This window comes from Solibacillus sp. R5-41 (assembly GCF_002736105.1).
Classification (GTDB): Bacteria; Bacillota; Bacilli; order Bacillales_A; family Planococcaceae; genus Solibacillus.
Window position 1 is genome coordinate 3,256,029 of sequence record NZ_CP024123.1, and the last position, 16,801, is coordinate 3,272,829.

Annotated in this window: 16 protein-coding genes; 4 read left to right on the forward strand and 12 right to left on the reverse strand. The window is 37.2% G+C overall.

Annotated elements, in window-relative coordinates; genetic code table 11:
- The first annotated feature begins 27 nt into the window (after positions 1-27).
- Positions 28-339, forward strand: coding sequence for a YtpI family protein (locus tag CSE16_RS16060; RefSeq protein ID WP_099424846.1), 312 nt, complete (start codon positions 28-30; stop codon positions 337-339).
- A 55-nt stretch (positions 340-394) separates the two neighbouring features.
- On the opposite strand, the gene CSE16_RS16065 is transcribed toward CSE16_RS16060, so the two are convergent.
- Together CSE16_RS16065 and CSE16_RS16070 are read right to left on the reverse strand one after the other, a co-directional pair.
- Entirely contained in the window at positions 395-1,702 is a 1,308-nt protein-coding gene (locus CSE16_RS16065; RefSeq protein ID WP_099424847.1) for a DRTGG domain-containing protein, read from the reverse strand.
- 169 nt (positions 1,703-1,871) lie between these two features.
- Positions 1,872-2,552, reverse strand: a complete 681-nt coding sequence (locus CSE16_RS16070; protein WP_099424848.1) for a metal-dependent hydrolase — start codon at positions 2,550-2,552, stop codon at positions 1,872-1,874.
- Positions 2,553-2,685: 133 nt separating this feature from the next.
- Here CSE16_RS16070 and CSE16_RS16075 point away from each other — a divergent pair, with 133 nt between their 5' ends.
- Both CSE16_RS16075 and CSE16_RS16080 read left to right on the forward strand, forming a co-directional pair.
- The gene (locus CSE16_RS16075; RefSeq protein ID WP_099424849.1) at positions 2,686-3,774 is read left to right on the forward strand and encodes a M24 family metallopeptidase; all 1,089 of its coding nucleotides are present in this window, start codon (positions 2,686-2,688) and stop codon (positions 3,772-3,774) included.
- A gap of 173 nt (positions 3,775-3,947) precedes the next feature.
- Positions 3,948-4,733, forward strand: a complete 786-nt coding sequence (locus CSE16_RS16080; RefSeq protein ID WP_099424850.1) for a hypothetical protein — start codon at positions 3,948-3,950, stop codon at positions 4,731-4,733.
- Positions 4,734-4,779: 46 nt separating this feature from the next.
- Here the strand turns inward: CSE16_RS16080 and ald are convergent, their stop codons facing one another.
- Complete coding sequence (ald, locus tag CSE16_RS16085; RefSeq protein ID WP_099424851.1) at positions 4,780-5,916, reverse strand: alanine dehydrogenase; 1,137 nt, start codon at positions 5,914-5,916, stop codon at positions 4,780-4,782.
- Between the two features lie 313 nt (positions 5,917-6,229).
- On the opposite strand from ald, the gene CSE16_RS16090 reads away from it, so the two are divergent.
- Positions 6,230-6,676, forward strand: a complete 447-nt coding sequence (locus CSE16_RS16090) for a universal stress protein (RefSeq protein WP_099424852.1) — start codon at positions 6,230-6,232, stop codon at positions 6,674-6,676.
- A gap of 66 nt (positions 6,677-6,742) precedes the next feature.
- Here CSE16_RS16090 and CSE16_RS16095 read toward each other — a convergent pair whose 3' ends face one another.
- The 9 genes from CSE16_RS16095 to ezrA form a co-directional block, all read right to left on the reverse strand.
- Entirely contained in the window at positions 6,743-7,672 is a 930-nt protein-coding gene (locus tag CSE16_RS16095; RefSeq protein WP_099424853.1) for a class I SAM-dependent methyltransferase, read from the reverse strand.
- Positions 7,673-7,887: 215 nt separating this feature from the next.
- On the reverse strand, positions 7,888-8,394 hold the full coding sequence (tpx, locus tag CSE16_RS16100) for a thiol peroxidase (RefSeq protein ID WP_099424854.1): 507 nt from the start codon (positions 8,392-8,394) through the stop codon (positions 7,888-7,890).
- Positions 8,395-8,732: 338 nt separating this feature from the next.
- Complete coding sequence (locus CSE16_RS16105) at positions 8,733-9,224, reverse strand: RDD family protein (protein ID WP_099424855.1); 492 nt, start codon at positions 9,222-9,224, stop codon at positions 8,733-8,735.
- 14 nt (positions 9,225-9,238) lie between these two features.
- Positions 9,239-10,249 carry a signal peptide peptidase SppA gene (sppA, locus tag CSE16_RS16110; RefSeq protein ID WP_099424856.1) on the reverse strand — a complete coding sequence of 337 codons (1,011 nt, stop codon included), beginning with the start codon at positions 10,247-10,249 and terminating at the stop codon, positions 9,239-9,241.
- Positions 10,250-10,389: 140 nt separating this feature from the next.
- Positions 10,390-11,961 carry an acyl-CoA synthetase MbcS gene (gene mbcS, locus CSE16_RS16115; protein ID WP_099424857.1) on the reverse strand — a complete coding sequence of 524 codons (1,572 nt, stop codon included), beginning with the start codon at positions 11,959-11,961 and terminating at the stop codon, positions 10,390-10,392.
- Positions 11,962-12,146: 185 nt separating this feature from the next.
- Positions 12,147-12,350, reverse strand: a complete 204-nt coding sequence (locus CSE16_RS16120; RefSeq protein ID WP_099424858.1) for an alpha/beta-type small acid-soluble spore protein — start codon at positions 12,348-12,350, stop codon at positions 12,147-12,149.
- Between the two features lie 113 nt (positions 12,351-12,463).
- Positions 12,464-13,675 carry a tRNA uracil 4-sulfurtransferase ThiI gene (gene thiI / locus CSE16_RS16125; protein ID WP_099424859.1) on the reverse strand — a complete coding sequence of 404 codons (1,212 nt, stop codon included), beginning with the start codon at positions 13,673-13,675 and terminating at the stop codon, positions 12,464-12,466.
- A complete protein-coding gene (locus CSE16_RS16130; RefSeq protein ID WP_099424860.1) occupies positions 13,672-14,820 on the reverse strand; it encodes a cysteine desulfurase family protein in 1,149 nt (382 codons plus the stop codon). Before CSE16_RS16130 ends, thiI begins: the two co-directional genes overlap by 4 nt.
- Before the next feature lie 202 nt (positions 14,821-15,022).
- Positions 15,023-16,729, reverse strand: coding sequence for a septation ring formation regulator EzrA (gene ezrA / locus CSE16_RS16135; RefSeq protein WP_099424861.1), 1,707 nt, complete (start codon positions 16,727-16,729; stop codon positions 15,023-15,025).
- Positions 16,730-16,801: the final 72 nt, after the last annotated feature.

Genomic DNA, 16,801 nt, shown 5'->3' on the forward strand with positions numbered 1-16,801 from the left:
ATTAGCTATGCTATTGGGAGGTTCACTATGATTTATTTAAACTTTATTTTTGTGGCAGCTATTGTTATTTCAATCGTTTTTTACTTTTATTTTAAGACAAAACAATTTCGTGCTACATTACCGATTCGTAAAAAATGGTACACAGCAAAAGCTGGGGTTGCATTAGGTGCTTTTCTTATTTTCTTTAGTTGTAATGCCATCATACTTTACCCGGATGCTGTTGGCTTTATTGTAGCGGCTATATTTGCTATTGTTGGTGCGGGACTTAGTGTAAATAACTTTAAGCGCATGCGTCACGAAGGTAAGTACATTTTTGAAGAATATGAACTTAATAAATAATGATGAAAAGGGGCATCCTATTTTGAGGGCTGCCCCTTTTTATTTCATATTGCGATTATCTTTCTAAAAGTTGGAACATCATCATCGCTTTTCCTACTAAGAGAGTGCCATTAAATACTTCGAAATCCATTTTTACAAACTTACGACTCATATCTAAAATTCGTGGTCGAACAGTTAATATGCTCTCCATTTGAACGGGCTTAATGAAATAAATGGTCATATTTTCAGCAATTGCATCCCCACGTTTTCGACGCTTTAATGCAAACGAACCAACTTCCGCTAACAATGTTGTAAAGGCACCGTAAGAAATCGCACCAAATTGGTTCGTCATTTGAGGCGTGACTGTAAATTCCACGATGAGATCCTCATCACCTAATACACGCATTTCATTTTTCACTAAATCATCAATTGTTTCACCATGCTGCGGTTGACGTTGGGCTAATTGCAATGCTTTCAAAACGTCTTGGCGGGTAATAACACCTTGTAATAATCCATCTTCATTAATAACAGGAAGTAAATCAATTCCTTCCCAAATCATACGGTGTCCTGCAGTAGCAACACTTGTTTTCATCGATGCAGCAATTGGGTTTTTCGTCATAACTTTATCAATGGCTTCCGATTCATCACGTCCAATAACGTCTTTACTTGTAATCATTCCAACTAGCTTATTTTGATTTGTGACAACTGGAAACGCACCATGTGTTGTACGCATATTTTGTTTATGATAATCAGCAATTAAATGCGTATTGCGTAGCACCGCTGTATCTTCCATCGGGACATAAATATCCTCAATTAATAAAATGTCTTTTTTAATTAATTGGTCATAAATGGCGCGGTTAATCATTGTTGCCACTGTAAAAGTATCATAGCTTGTCGAAATGATTGGTAAATCTAATTCATCTGCAAGTATTTTATTTTCTTCTGTTGTATCAAAGCCACCAGTTATTAACACAGCTGCACCCGTTTTTAATGCATATTCATGTGCCTGTGTACGATTCCCAACAATGAGTAAGCTTCCCGCATCTGTGTAGCGCATCATATCATCCAGCTTCATAGCACCAATAACGAATTTAGTTAATGTTTTGTGTAATCCTGTTTTACCACCTAAAACTTGACCATCTATAATATTGACTATTTCTGCAAATGTCAGGCGTTCGATATTTTCTTTCTTTTTCTTCTCAATACGAATCGTACCAACTCGTTCAATCGAGCTTACTAAACGGCGATTTTCTGCTTCCTTGATCGCGCGGTAAGCTGTTCCTTCACTTACTTGCATTTCCTTAGCAATTTGGCGTACTGAAATTTTATCGCCAACCGGTAGAGATTCGATATATTGTAGTATTTTTTCGTGTTTTGTTGACAATATTATCACCTATTTCCCATCATTCGTTCCTGTCCCTAGTGTACCATATTTGATTGTTACAATTATACAAATTTCACTAATGGTCAGACGTATGAGGATGTCAATTAACAAAAATTGTACACATAGAAAAAAAGTAGCTGTTTTCGCTACTTTTTTTCATATCGACTATTCAAAATCGAACAACCTCACCTGGCTTTAAAATTTGAACGTTTACATCTTCTACTAACTTTGAAAAATCATTTGGATTCTGAACGATTGGTGGGAATGTATTATAATGGATTGGGACAACGATTTTCGGCTTTAATAATGACACTGCATATGCCGCATCCTCAGGGCCCATCGTAAAATTATCGCCAATCGGTAAAAACGCGACGTCGATTGGATGGCGTTTGCCAATCAGCTCCATATCTCCAAATAACGCCGTATCCCCTGCATGATAAATTGTGACATCTTCTGCCGTAAATAAAATCCCTGCAGGCATACCCGTATATATCATTTCATTATTTTCTGTTACATATGAAGATCCGTGAAAGGCTTGAGTAAATTTTACTTTACCAAAATCAAATACATGCGCACCGCCAATATGCATATTGTGTACACGACACCCTTGCCAACCTAAATAATTCGCTAATTCATTCGGCGCTACGACAAGTGCGTCATTTTTCTTCGCAAGCTCCACCGTATCCCCGACGTGATCATTATGCCCATGTGTTAATAAAATTACATCGGGTTTTTCATTTTCTACGTGCAAGTCGGTTTGTCCATTTCCATTAATAAATGGATCGATTAAAATAGTGTGATTATTTGTTTGAATTTTTACAACTGAATGTCCATGAAATGAAATTCGCATAAAAAAAGCCTCCTATTCTAGCATTTATTTTGTTATTCGAGAAAAATGCAGAAATCCCTTTTTTTTGATATGCTATTTATGTCAGATATTTCACTTTTCAGCAAGATTAAATAAGAAGAAGGGGGTTTTGCATATGTCAAAACTACTACAATTACAAAATTATTTGATTGAAAATAATTTAGAGGCCGCATTCATTACAACACCAGACAATGTTTTTTATTTTTCAGGTTTCAAAAGCAATCCACATGAACGATTATTAGGGATTATGGTGTTCCAACAGGAGAAACCATTTTTAATTTGTCCTAAGATGGAAGTTCCTGATGCAGTGGCCGCGGGTTGGACATATGATGTGGTCGGTCATGAAGATACGGATAATGCTTGGGATGTTTTAGTCAAAACTGTTGCTTCAATGAATGTTCAGTTATCTTCACTTGCTATTGAAAAAGCGCATCTTACGGTTGAACGTTTAGAGGCGTTACAGGAGCGTTATCCAGCAGCTCAATTTGCGAGCATTGATACTAAAATTAATGCGATGCGTATTCAAAAGGATGAAGATGAATTAGTGAAAATGCGTAAAGCAGCAGAACTCGCTGACTTCGCTATTCAAGTAGGCTGTGATGCAATTGCTGAGGGCAAAACGGAGATGGACATTTTAAATACTATTGAATCCGCTATTAAAGCAAAAGGCTATGCAATGAGCTTTGATACGATGGTGCTTGCAGGTGAAAAAGCAGCATCCCCACACGGGACGCCTGGAGATCGAAAAATTCAAAAAGGGGATCTTATTTTATTTGATTTAGGTGTAATTTATGAAGGCTATTGTTCCGACATTACGCGTACCGTTGCGTTTGGTCAGCCAAATGAAGAACAAGTAAAAATTTACAATGCAGTTCGCAAAGCAAATGAGGATGCGGTTGCTGCTGTAAAACCAGGTGTTCGCGCGATGGATTTAGATAAAATTGCGCGTGATGTTATTACGGAAGCAGGCTACGGACAATATTTCACGCACCGCCTCGGTCATGGACTTGGCATCTCTGTTCATGAATTCCCATCCATTACAGGGACAAATGAAATGATGTTAAATCCAGGTACTGTATTTACAATCGAACCAGGAATTTATAAGAATGATGTTGCCGGAGTTCGAATTGAGGATGATGTAGTCGTTACAGCGGATGGCGTAGAAATTTTAACGAAATTCACAAAAGAATTAGTCATTTTATAAAATTGACTTTCATATATTTAAAAAAGACCGTTTTGATAGAATTCAAAATGGTTTTTTCTTTCAAAATTTTAATAATTTCATAAGGAAATCTATTTTCTTTCATTTTTTTGCTCGTTTTAAAATGGTTTTTCTTGGAATAATAAGAACAACTTATTTATGAAAGGAAGTGAAGCATGAAGAAACGGTTCAAAAATTCATTGATACTTACAATGACCTTATTGTTTGTAACCGTTTTGCCCTACAGTATTTCTAAGCACAGTTTAACGCAAGCAGCATCTACACAAGCTATTCAAACAAATCACGGCACTTCTCTTCATGAAGCACCTACTTCCCATGCCGAAAAAAAAGCAACCATTAAAAATCACACTAAAGAAATTATTCACGCTGTGACAAACAGATGGGCATCGACTGAGTTTCAAAAAGGAAAAGGCAATTTGGATGTATCGACACAAACGAAAAAAAAGTTAGTAGCAAATCTAGCAACCGACACGACAATTATAGGTGGACTTCTACCGAATGTAGGGCAAAGTTACACATATGAGCCTTCATTTCATGGTCCTGAGAAAAAAACATATGTGGCTACAAAAAATCCCTACTTCGACAATGCGGTAAATTTATTAGAAGATGAGTACACAGGCTATACGTATATTGAATCTCCTTCAAGCTTTGCCCTTGGTGTCGCGTATTCGGATGTTTTCTATTTTTCATTAGATTATCCAATGAAAGCAAAGGCAACCATTCGCGACACGGATTATGGAATAGAAAAAAATGATTATACCGATGTGACTGTTACTAGCACTACCGAAACGGTCCATACAAAAGCTGGTACATTCAAAAATGTCGTTGTGCTAACTTATCCAAATGGCTCGACATTATTTATTGCTAAAGATTATGGCATCATTAAAATTACAGACTATGAAGGCAATACTTCAACAGAGCTTATAGCGGTCCAAGATTAATCAATAAATGAAAAAGCCGACGAATCCTAAATTCGTCGACTTTTTTTTAATTAGCTAAACCAGATAAAACACCTAATACGTCATCTACTGAAACATATGGAACGCCTTGTGCATCTGCTACAGCCTTATACACAACATGACCTTCTAGTGTATTAATACCTAGTTTTAATGCTGGATTGTCCAAACATGCTTGCACATAGCCTTTGTTGGCAATTTGTAATGCATACGGAACTGTATTATTTGTTAAAGCAACCGTTGAAGTACGTGGAACCGCACCTGGCATATTAGCAACCGTATAGTGCACGACACCATGCTTCTCGAATGTTGGTTTGTCATGTGTTGTTACTTTTTCAGATGTTTCGAAGCAGCCACCTTGGTCAATCGCAATATCAACAACAACTGAACCAGGTGACATTGAACGAATCATGTCCTCTGTTACAAGCTTAGGTGCCTTTGCTCCTGGGATTAATACAGATCCTACAACTAAATCAGCTTCTTTCACGGCCTGCGCAATATTATATGGATTTGAAATTAGTGTTTGTACATCACGGCCAAAAATATCCTCTAATTGACGAAGGCGCTCTGGGCTTAAATCAATAATCGTCACGTCAGCCCCCATACCAACAGCAATTTTCGCAGCGTTCGTACCAGCAATTCCACCACCAATTACCGTCACTTTGCCACGCTGTACGCCTGACACACCACCTAATAAAATCCCTTTTCCACCCGGTAATTTTTCTAAGTAATGTGCACCGATTTGCGTTGCCATTTTCCCTGCAACTTCACTCATTGGAGTTAATAACGGCAATGAACGATTTGGTAATTGTACTGTTTCGTATGCAATACCTACTACTTTATTGGCGATTAATGCCTTCGTTAATGCTGGCTCAGGCGCTAAATGCAAATATGTAAACAAAATTAACCCCTCGCGGAAATGACCATACTCGCTTTCAACTGGCTCCTTCACCTTTAAAACCATTTCGGCAGTCCAAGCTTCTTCTGCGCTTTCAACAATTTTTGCCCCCGCTAAAAGATAATCTGCGTCTGTAAATGCAGAGCCTAAGCCTGCTCCTTTTTCTATTACTACTTCATGTCCTGCCGTCACGAGTGATAAAACCCCAGCTGGTGTCATTGCCACACGGTTTTCATTATTTTTAATTTCTTTCGGTACCCCAATTTTCATCGTTTATTCCTCCCAAGAACAAAGTTAATTCAAATCCATTCTACCAATTTAACGAAAAAAATAGTAGTTAAATTTATTCAATTTACAATTAATTTTTAATTGTCAGTTTTCAAATGCTTCATTTATCAGTTTTTCCACTCTTCGTCACAATATTAAAGTACTGAAATTCTACTATTTCCAAGAAAAATATTAGTATATTTATTGTCTTTTTTTTAACATTTCGATTGTTACCTTTGTTTTTTCAATGTTAGCTATTTCCAACTGTAAAACATTTGGTATAATACACGTATAGGCAAATAAGGAGGAAATGAAAATGGCTAATCATTATAAAAGTATTGTAGTAGCAGTAGACGGTTCTAAAGAAGCAGAATATGCATTCCGTAAATCAATTGACGTGGCAAAACGTAATGAAGGTGCAACAATCAATCTTGTAAATGTAATCGACACACGTTCATTCGCTGCAATTGAAGCATATGACCGCACAATCGCTGAGCGCGCACAAGAGCACTCTGAAGAATTACTAAACGGTTACAAAAAGCAAGCTGAAGAAGCAGGCCTTACAAACGTTAACTTAGTAATTGAATACGGTTCTCCAAAAAACATCATCACAAAAGAGCTTTCTAAAGTAGTTGAAGCAGACTTAATTATTTGTGGTGCAACAGGTTTAAACGCTGTTGAACGTTTCTTGATCGGTTCTGTTTCAGAAGCGATTGTACGTTCTGCAAACTGTGATGTATTAGTTATTCGTACGCCAGAGTGATGATCATTTCCACCTAAAAAAGCTACTGGAAGTCATTTTTCAATGATCTTTCAGTAGCTTTTTTTATTATTTTCCTTCTTTCCACATGCGCACTTTTTCAAAAAACATTGCTAGTGCCTGTCTATTAGACATATTTGGTACTTTTGCTAGTAATACTTCGCGCGGTGCTTTAAGTGCCGGACTTTGTTTTTGCAAAATTAAAATGCTTTTTTCATGTGTACTTGAAGAAAATAGATTTTCAGGCAATTGAATAACAGCCTGAATCCAAGCGTGACCTTTAATAAATTTGTGTAATTGCTTAGCCTGCTCTGACTCAAATAAATTTGTAGGAATTAAAAAGAACGCATAGCCGCCATCTTTTGTATGGTTCAACGATTGCTCAATGAACAAATGGTGCGCATAACTCATCCCTTCCGATGCACAAAGCTCATAATCTAATGCAACTTCTTCATTTGGATAATATCCAACCGGTAAATCGCAAATGACTGCGTCCACTGGGTCAGCTAATAACTTTTCTAATGAATCTTGGCGGAATAATGTTACAGGCTGTTCAGTCAAATCCCCTGTTGCTGCTGCTAAACGAATGAGCAACTCATCAACCTCCACACCTGTTGCTTGAATTTTCCCATCCATTTTATTCATCACTGTATAAAGTAAATTGCCTGTTCCTAATGCCGGATCTAAAACGGAAATAGGACCATTTTTCAATTCCTCTTCAAAGCATTGCTCCACAAAATGGCTTACGAGTAATCCAAGTGTATCGGGTGTCATTTGATGATTTGGTTGTGCACTTTTACGCATTCCTTTTAAAATGGCAATTTGAGTTGCTTTTCGCATATCTTCTTTCGTCGTACCTTCGACTTGCCATTCATATTTTCCATCCAATGTTTCCTCTAATGTTTGTAATAAAGCATCTAAATAATCGATGTCTTGCTCTTTTACAATTTCTTCTGCATGTCCATTCATAAATCCAAAAATTTGTTCAAATTTTTCCATCTTTATTGCTCCTTCTAATCGATTACGCCTTGGCGTAATTGCGTTCAGATTTTGGATTGTGCTATGCACAATTCAAAATCTGTAGCATCCGCACTATAACTACTACTATACTCGAACTTTGATTATTTTCCTTCTAAAATGAACAACCCACTCAAATATAATTGAGTGGGTGTCCGTTTTCATTTCTGATGAGCAACACAATAACAAAATAAAAGTTATTTTGAAAGGGCTTTTACGGCTTCAATTGCAGCTTCGTAGTTTGGGTGGTTTGTTGCTTCAGATACGTACTCTACATAGGTAACTTTATCTGTTTCATCTACTACAAATACGGCGCGAGTTAGTAGGCGTAATTCTTTAATATGTACGCCATATGCTTCACCAAATGATGCGTCACGGTGATCAGATACTGTAACAACTTGATCAATTCCCGCTGCACCGCACCAACGTTTTTGAGCAAATGGTAAATCCATTGACACTGTATAAACAATGACATTGTCGCCTAATTCGGCTGCCGCTTCATTAAATTTACGTGTTTGCTGATCACAAACCCCCGTATCTAAAGAAGGAACAACTGAAAACAAACGAATTTTACCTTTAGAATCATTTAATGTTACTGCTGATAAATCATTTGCTAATACGTTAAAATCTGGTGCCATAGATCCTACTGTTACTTCATTACCGATTAGTGTTACTGGACCATTTTTAAATGTTACTTGTACCATAAATATCCGCCTCCTTATTATTCCCTTATATTACTAGATATAAAATAGTGAATGCAACTAACTAGTCTTATTTTATCTTCATTCAGCAGAATACTCAGATCTATATATAGCGTAATGAATGCAAGTAAGCTTTTTTCAGAGGGAATCAAACGCAAACTGAATAGAGGAACTCTTGCTAAGAACGCCGCGTCCTGCGGCAACGCCTAAGTGACCAACATCCTGTTGGCCCAATGTCTCCGGCAGATGTCATTTTTCCACAAACGAAAAGCCGCCTATAAATAGGCGACTTTTCAAGCTTAGAAGTTGTCGATAGTTAAACGTTTTCGATATATAATATTTTAAACCTTTTCTACAAACATTTTTTCATGCACTACGATTGTATCAGAAAAATAATCCGCTACACTTTTGTTTTTTTGTGAAAAGGCGACAATTAAATACGGCAAATGTAAAAATGTACTATTAATAAATCGTCCTATACCTTCACGGAATAAAATAGTGGGCCAATCTAACGGCTCCCCATTATCCTTTTCTACATGTAGACCAAATACCATTTTCCCTAATGTTTGCTTAAAATATTTTGTTAAAAAAACGAAATACGCATAATAAATCATTACAGATAACACAGTAAACGGCGCATACCAATTAACACCAACTAAATCCCAATCCATCACGGCAAAAAGTGGACGAATTGTAACGCCTACAATCGCAGAGATGATCAGTGAATCTAAAACAAATGCCCAAAAGCGCATCCAAAATCCTGCTGTTTTTTGTTGAATTTGAGGGTACCGGATGGTCGGCGTCGTTTCAAATGTTTCGATTACCTCAGTCATGTCGTTCCCTCCCTTTAATATTCACCATATAAATACATCATTCGCGGTGAGTTTGTCGATGAAATAATTTTAGATAGATATTGTGATTCAGCAGATGGGCTTAACATCGAACCAATCTTTACACCAAATAGTGATGCCCAGCTATCTGATTCTGTAGCATATTCAAAAAGTTCTGCATCCTCAAGTCCAAAATCCGCACGCATCGCAGCAATTACATCCTTTTCGTTTCCGATTTCATCTACTAATCCAGCTTTTAATGCTTGCGTGCCACCTAAAATTCGACCATCCGCAACTTTTTTCACCTGTGCATCAGTCATACCGCGACCTTCTTCAATAATATCTACAAACTGCTCATACGACTCATCAATCATTTCTTGAAGCATCGCCAATTCCTCTGGTGTAGATGGACGGACACCGCCGAACATATCTTTATGCTCTCCTGATTTGATTGTTTCAAATTCAATGCCTACTTTTTTGGCTAATTCCCCATAGTTAATGGACTGCATAATGACACCAATCGAGCCTGTAATTGTTTCACGCTGTGCGAAGATTTTGTCTGCTGGTGCAGAAATATAGTAACCACCAGATGCAGCCATCGTTCCCATTGATACGTAAATTGGAACATTGCGCTCTTCTTTTATTTGCACGAGCTTTTCATAAATTTCAGCGGATTCAATAACACCGCCACCAGGTGTGTTAACTGTTAGAACAACACCTTTAATTGATTCATCATATAAAACGGATTCCAATTGATCCATAAATAATTGATGATTGTAGTCAACCGTTTCCCAAACACTCGGCTCGCCCACATCCTGGATTACGCCGTTTACTGTTAAATGGACAATTCGTTTATTATAATCGCCAGTTTCAACAACATTTTCAAGTGCAGTTACTTCAGTTCCCATCAAATTATCGAAGCTACTAAAGAAATCTGTTTTAAAAATAGTAATAATTGTGTTAATCCCAATTGAGAAAAACATGAGCACTGCCGCAATGCCTAGTGCTACCCATCGTTTTGTATTCATTTCATTACCTCCTATACCTTCATACGAAAGTATTTTACTTTAAGTTTCATTTTTTTCAACCATTGATCTATCCCACAGAAAAAAGATGGCCAAAATTCGACCATCTTTTCATTCCCCAGGAAATAATTTCGAAAATACGATTATTTTTGCGCAACTACTCGTAATTCGACACGACGGATTTTCCCCGAAATCGTTTTCGGAAGTTCATCAATAAATTCAATAATTCTTGGGTATTTATAAGGTGCTGTTAATACTTTCACATGATTTTGTAACTCAGCTACAAGTGTTGTCGAATTTTTTAATTCTGGATCTTTTAAAACGACATACGCTTTTACAACATTTCCACGAATTTCATCAGGACTCGCTACAACCGCACATTCACTTACTGCCGGATGCTTTACTAATGCATCTTCTACTTCAAATGGTCCAATTGTGTAGCCAGATGAAATGATGATATCGTCGTTACGACCTTCAAACCAAAAGTAACCATCCTCATCTTTTTTCGCTTGATCCCCAGTAACATACCAATCGCCTCGATACTGCATCGCTGTTCGCTCTGCATCATTGAAATAGCCCTTGAATAACGCCGGAGTCGATTTGTGAACCGCAATATCACCCACTTCTCCAGCTGGCAATGGTTGACCAAATTCATCGATTACGTCTACTTGATTACCCGGTGTCGGTTTACCCATCGAGCCAGGTCGCACTTCCGTATCAATTAACGTCCCAACAAGCAATGTATTTTCTGTTTGACCATAGCCATCGCGCACAACAAGATTATATTCACGCTCAAACGTTTCAATTACTTCGCGATTTAATGGTTCTCCAGCAGATACCGCACTACGCAAAGATGATAAATGGAACGACGATAAGTTATCGAGCTTCGCAATCATTCGATATTCAGTTGGCGTACAGCATAATACATTTACCTTTTGCTGCTCAATCATATTTAAATAATTTTGAGCATCAAACTTTCCTTTATAAACAAAAGCAGTTGCACCACTACCCAATACCGCTAAAAATGGACTCCAAATCCACTTTTGCCAACCTGGCGCTGCTGTCGCCCAAACGATGTCGCCATCTTGTACACCTAACCATTGCGTTGCTGCTGTACGTAAATGTGCATAGCCCCAACCGTGGGAATGCATAACCCCTTTTGGATTCCCAGTTGTTCCAGATGTATATGCTAAAAAGGCTAAATCAGAAGCCTCAGTTGCTGCTCCTTGGAATTCATTTGACTGTTGCTGAGCTTCTGTCATTAAAGATGTCCATTGATCTTTTTCATCACCGACTATGAACAACTGAAGTCCGCTTAAATTTTCTGCTTGTTCAAATTCATCAATATATTGCTCCATAGCAATAATTGCTTTCGCATTTGAATGTTCAATACGATAATCAATATCTTTTCCACGCAACAGCTCTGAGCTCGGGATGATGACAAGTCCTGCTTTAAGCGCAGCAATATATGTTACGTATGCCTCTAAACAACGTGGAAGCATAATTAAAACAACGTCCCCTTTTTTTAGTCCCTTAGAATGGAATGTATTTGCTACTTGATTGGCCTGTTGCAAAATTTGTTTATATGTAAAACTTGCTTCACTGCCATCTTCCTCTTTAATAATAAGTGCAATTTTTCGTTCTAGATTTTCATGCTTTTCAAATTCATTAATAATATTATAAACATTTGGTGCAATTAACTGATTGTGGATCATTTCCGAATCCCCCTTTGATTGTAAAAATGATTCTTACAAATTCAGTATACTGACTTTCCGGCATATTTTCAAAAATTTCCTGTTCTTATGTACTTTTTTTAATTGTATAATCCATAGCGAATTGTTTAAAAATAAAAAAAGAACTGCAACTCGTTAAAGTTGCAGCGTCCTTTTTTAAAGATTTGTTATTGTTTACCTTTAAGTTGTTGTTCAGCCATTTGTACTAAGCGTTTTGTAATTTCTCCGCCTACTGAACCGTTTGCACGTGATGAAGCTTCTGCACCTAATTGTACGCCAAACTCTTGAGCGATTTCGTATTTCATTTGGTCAAGTGCTTGTTTTGCGCCAGGTACGTTTAATTTGTTTGAACTACCGTTGTTGTTTGTCATGTCTCTCTCACCTCCTTGTGCAATTAGAATGCGCCGGATGAGAAAAAACATACGCCATTAATTATAGGTAATTTGTTCTTCTATTAGGTAATTACTATCAAATCCGTGAAAATTTATAATAAATCAGCAAATTTATCTTCTTTTACTTCCTTTTGTGGGAAAATATATGTTTCACGATTTTTTACGGCACGTTCAATTAATTCATCAAATTGCGTAAAGCTTTCAAAGTGTTGCACTTTATCAAGTCTTGGCTTTGTTTTCGGACTCGCTGGTGTGAATACTGTACAGCAATCTTCAAATGGCTGAATCGATGTTTCATATGTGCCAATTTCTTTTGCAATTTTAATGATATCTAATTTGTCTGCCGCAATTAACGGACGTAAAATAGGTGTGCTCGTTACATCATTAATTGCTGTTAAGCTTTCAAGTGTTTGTGAAGCTACTTGACCTAAACTTTCTCCTGTAACAATGCCAAGTGCGCCAACTTCCTCTCGCACTTTATCGGCCACTTTCATCATCATGCGTCGCGTCGAAGTCATCGTCATATTATCTGGAACATTATCTTTGACCGCTACTTGTAATTCAGTAAATGGAATGACAATCAGTCGCACATTGGCACCGAATTTTGTTAATCCATTTGCTAATTCTTTTACCTTTTGTAGCGCATTATCACTTGTGTATGGCGGACTAAAGAAATGAATCGCATCGATTCGAACGCCGCGCTTCATCATTAAATAACCTGCAACTGGGCTATCAATCCCACCTGACAGCATTAATAATGATTTACCATTTGAACCAACTGGCATGCCACCCGCACCTTGAATTACTTGTGCCATCATATAAACGGCATCTTCACGCACCTCAATACGTAACGCAACATCCGGATTTTTTACTTGCACTGAAAAATTTGAGAATTGAGGTAAAATGGTTGCACCCATTTCACGTTGTAATTCATGTGTATTTAACGGGAATGCTTTATCGGTACGATGCACTTCTACTTTAAAAGTAATGTCACCTACATCACGGTAATCCTCTAAAATTTCTAAAGCAAGTGCCTTCATTTCGTCTAAGTCTTTTCCACACGAAGCAACTGGGCTAAATGATTGAATACCAAATACATGCGGAAGTCTTTCCATCAATACGTTAAATTTCTCATCGTTTTCAATGACGATAAACATGCGATCACGTTCAGCACGAATTTTTAATGGCATAATATCATTAAATGAATAACGGACATTATCTCGTAATCGATTGATGAAATCCTTTTTATTGCGACCCTTAGTAGATAATTCGCCATAGCGAACTAATATTTCTTTAAATATCATTGTTCATTTTCTCCTTTTAGCTCTTTCATTACAGCAGTAAATGCTTGTTTAAATTGTTCGATTTCCGTTTCTGTTGTAAAAGCACCGAAACTGAGTCGAAGCACACCATTTTTAAAACGGTTGTCTACGTTTAACGCTTCCACGACATGACTCGTTTTCGTTTGCTTCGATGAACAGGCACTTGAAGTCGAGACAATAATATCCCGCTTTTGCAAGGCATTAATTAAAATTTCACCTTTTAAACCGCGCACACTAAATGATAAAATATGTGCTGCCCCATTTTTTGGTGAAAGGACTAATACTTCCGAACCAAATTGGGTAAAATACTCGTGTAAGTTGGCTGACCATTTTTTATATTTTTCAAGCTGAACCGGCAGTGCCTCAACAGCTAACCGAGCTGCCTTAGCAAGAGCAACAGCTTGCGGCACAGCTACTGTACCACTTCTTAATCCAAATTCTTGGCCACCTCCGACAAGAAATGGCTCAATCATTGGTTTTTTGCGGAAAGCGATAACACCAGATCCTTTTAGTGCATGGATTTTATGACCAGATATAGATAAAATATCAGGACCTGCCTCATCATTAAATGCAATAGGTAGCTTACCAAAACTTTGAATCGCATCAACATGAAACATTGCTCGGCTATTTTCGTGAATCATTTCAGCAGCTTCTTCAATCGGTTGAATCGCACCCATTTCATTATTTACATGCATAATACTTACTAAAATCGTCTCTTTACGCAATTTTTCATGTAGTTCATCTAACGAAATGACGCCGTTTTTATCCGGTTTTAAGTAATCTATTTCATAACCTTCCGCTTCCAAACGTTTTGCGGCTTCTAAAATGGACGGATGCTCAATTTCGGTTGTAATAATATGCTTCCCTCTGAAATTTCCTTTTTTTGCAGCACCAAAAAAAGCAAAGTTATTTGACTCTGTTCCTCCAGCTGTAAATAACACATTATTTGCCACTGTATTTAATAATTGGGCAATTTGTTCACGTGCTTTTGCTAATAAACTATTCGCCTCAACTCCTGCGTTATGAATAGACGCAGGATTTGCATAATACAATTCATTGACTTGCATAAATGTCGCAAGCACTTCTTTATGTGGTTTTGTTGTGGCGCTGTTATCTAAATAAATCATGAATGTTTTACCTTCTTTTTATTAACGTTCTTTCCGTTAGTAAGAAGCAACTCACGTAAGTATTATACGCGTACTTGCCTATTTTGGCGGAAGATTTACTTTCTTTTCACTAAGAAAACCACCTGCACAAACTATGCAAGGTGGCCTTCATTTTTTGCTCTATAATTATAACGCGCAAAGGCTGAACATGTAACCGTTATGCTTATGATTTTATTAGTAATTCCTCCTGAACGAGCTCTTCAATTCGTTTAATCGCACTTGGATCGACCGTTTCCACAGCCTTTGCCGCATCCTCTAATGCTTTTACATAGCGGAATTGTGTAAATGCTTCCTCCGCTTCCAATAAACGCTCATGCACTTGTCCATTGGTAGCACGATAACGATTACCAAATTGAATTAGACGTTCAATAATCATCACATTTTCAATCATTTCTTGTGCGCGGTCATTTACTTCTTCAATGCTTTGCTTAGCACTAAATAAATTTTGATTTACTTGCCCGATATTTAGTGGAACTTCTTGTAAGCTTTGCATCACAACATAAATTCTTTCCTCTGCTTCTTCAATGCGTGCATCCATTTCTCCCGGAATCCCTGGAATGTTTGCTCGGTTTATCATGCGATCGGTATTTTGTAATAAACGCTTCAAGCCCTCTAAATCTGCACGTGCTTGATTTTCATCAATACGTAAATTTTTCAGGTTATTTGAGAAGCTTTCTTGCTCATCTGCAATACGCTCAATTTCTTCTGTAATTTCCTGAAGCTCTTCTTGCAAGCTAGAATATGCGGATTGCTCCTCTTGCACTCGAATAGACAATAAATCGTATCGCCTTTGTAAAACTTCTAAATGTTTCAAGCCCGCTTTCGGAATTTCGGCTTCCTTTTCTTGCAGGCGATAGCTATGTTGAACATACGTTGCTTCAGCACTGATTTCTTTTGTTAAACGCACAACCTCTGAAATCGTACTATACATAGCCGAACAATGACGATCCACGTAATTTCTTGCGAGTACTTCTTTTTCTAGCAAGTCATAGAAATTATCAATTTCATCATTAATTTCTTGGATACGTGGTGCAACAGCTTGTAAATTTAATTCAGCAATCGCTGTTTTTAATGTATCCAATTCTTTTTCTAGATTATCTAAATACTGTGATAACTCTAAATGGCGTAAATAATAATTTTGCTCTTCCATTTCGCGCTGCCCGTTACGCAATTCATGGATTGCTGTTGGTATTTTCGCTTGAATATCTGTCAATAAAGTAGGAACTTCACTTAATAAACTAAAAATATTTTGTGCTTCACTATTTAGTTGCAACACGATTTCACGAGCTTGCAAATAGTTTCCGTCCATTGTTAATGTATCAAACTCTTCAAATTTCGGTGTGAAATCTTCTATTTTTTTCTCAAGTTGTTTTAGTGCAGGTCCAAATGAATGCTGGTGAGCTAAAATCGTTTTTCGTGCAGAACGGTAATATTCTTTTAGTTGTTCTATTTCAATACGATTCTTTTCCTCACTGCCAATTAATTCATCCAGCTCTGTAATAATTTCAACTCGCACTTGCTCGCATTTAATAATCTCTTGTTCGATTTCACGTTCAATATGTGTCGCTTTTTTAAAATTAAAGCGGTCGATATACTCTTCTGCATCAAAAAGCATTTCGTCTAACTTTGTCACTTGAACGTCGACAACATCCAACCAACGATTACGCCAGTTTTCAAAAAGTTCTTCGGTTTGTCCATTCATATTTAAAGCCTTTACTTTTGCAAGCTCTTCAAATATTGGATAATGCTGGATTTGCATCTTCTCTTTTTCTAATCGTCCTATTTCTGCATTATGCTTGCGCCTTACTACTAATCCTGTAATTAATAATGCTAATAGTATGACGACGACAATGATGATATACTTTATCATTGTAAGCCCCCTACTCCAAATTAAAATCTATAAATCGGCTATATACGTAACTCTAATAATACCATGTTTTCA

What these genes read in the sequence shown, in the direction of transcription:
- CSE16_RS16060 (WP_099424846.1), top strand. Translation starts at nt 28, where the DNA reads ATGATTTATTTAAACTTTATTTTTGTGGCAGCTATTGTTATTTCAATC.
- CSE16_RS16070 (WP_099424848.1), bottom strand. Translation starts at nt 2,552, where the DNA reads ATGCGAATTTCATTTCATGGACATTCAGTTGTAAAAATTCAAACAAAT.
- CSE16_RS16075 (WP_099424849.1), top strand. Translation starts at nt 2,686, where the DNA reads ATGTCAAAACTACTACAATTACAAAATTATTTGATTGAAAATAATTTA.
- CSE16_RS16080 (WP_099424850.1), top strand. Translation starts at nt 3,948, where the DNA reads ATGAAGAAACGGTTCAAAAATTCATTGATACTTACAATGACCTTATTG.
- ald (WP_099424851.1), bottom strand. Translation starts at nt 5,916, where the DNA reads ATGAAAATTGGGGTACCGAAAGAAATTAAAAATAATGAAAACCGTGTG.
- CSE16_RS16090 (WP_099424852.1), top strand. Translation starts at nt 6,230, where the DNA reads ATGGCTAATCATTATAAAAGTATTGTAGTAGCAGTAGACGGTTCTAAA.
- CSE16_RS16095 (WP_099424853.1), bottom strand. Translation starts at nt 7,672, where the DNA reads ATGGAAAAATTTGAACAAATTTTTGGATTTATGAATGGACATGCAGAA.
- tpx (WP_099424854.1), bottom strand. Translation starts at nt 8,394, where the DNA reads ATGGTACAAGTAACATTTAAAAATGGTCCAGTAACACTAATCGGTAAT.
- CSE16_RS16105 (WP_099424855.1), bottom strand. Translation starts at nt 9,224, where the DNA reads ATGACTGAGGTAATCGAAACATTTGAAACGACGCCGACCATCCGGTAC.
- sppA (WP_099424856.1), bottom strand. Translation starts at nt 10,249, where the DNA reads ATGAATACAAAACGATGGGTAGCACTAGGCATTGCGGCAGTGCTCATG.
- mbcS (WP_099424857.1), bottom strand. Translation starts at nt 11,961, where the DNA reads ATGATCCACAATCAGTTAATTGCACCAAATGTTTATAATATTATTAAT.
- CSE16_RS16120 (WP_099424858.1), bottom strand. Translation starts at nt 12,350, where the DNA reads ATGACAAACAACAACGGTAGTTCAAACAAATTAAACGTACCTGGCGCA.
- thiI (WP_099424859.1), bottom strand. Translation starts at nt 13,675, where the DNA reads ATGATATTTAAAGAAATATTAGTTCGCTATGGCGAATTATCTACTAAG.
- CSE16_RS16130 (WP_099424860.1), bottom strand. Translation starts at nt 14,820, where the DNA reads ATGATTTATTTAGATAACAGCGCCACAACAAAACCACATAAAGAAGTG.
- ezrA (WP_099424861.1), bottom strand. Translation starts at nt 16,729, where the DNA reads ATGATAAAGTATATCATCATTGTCGTCGTCATACTATTAGCATTATTA.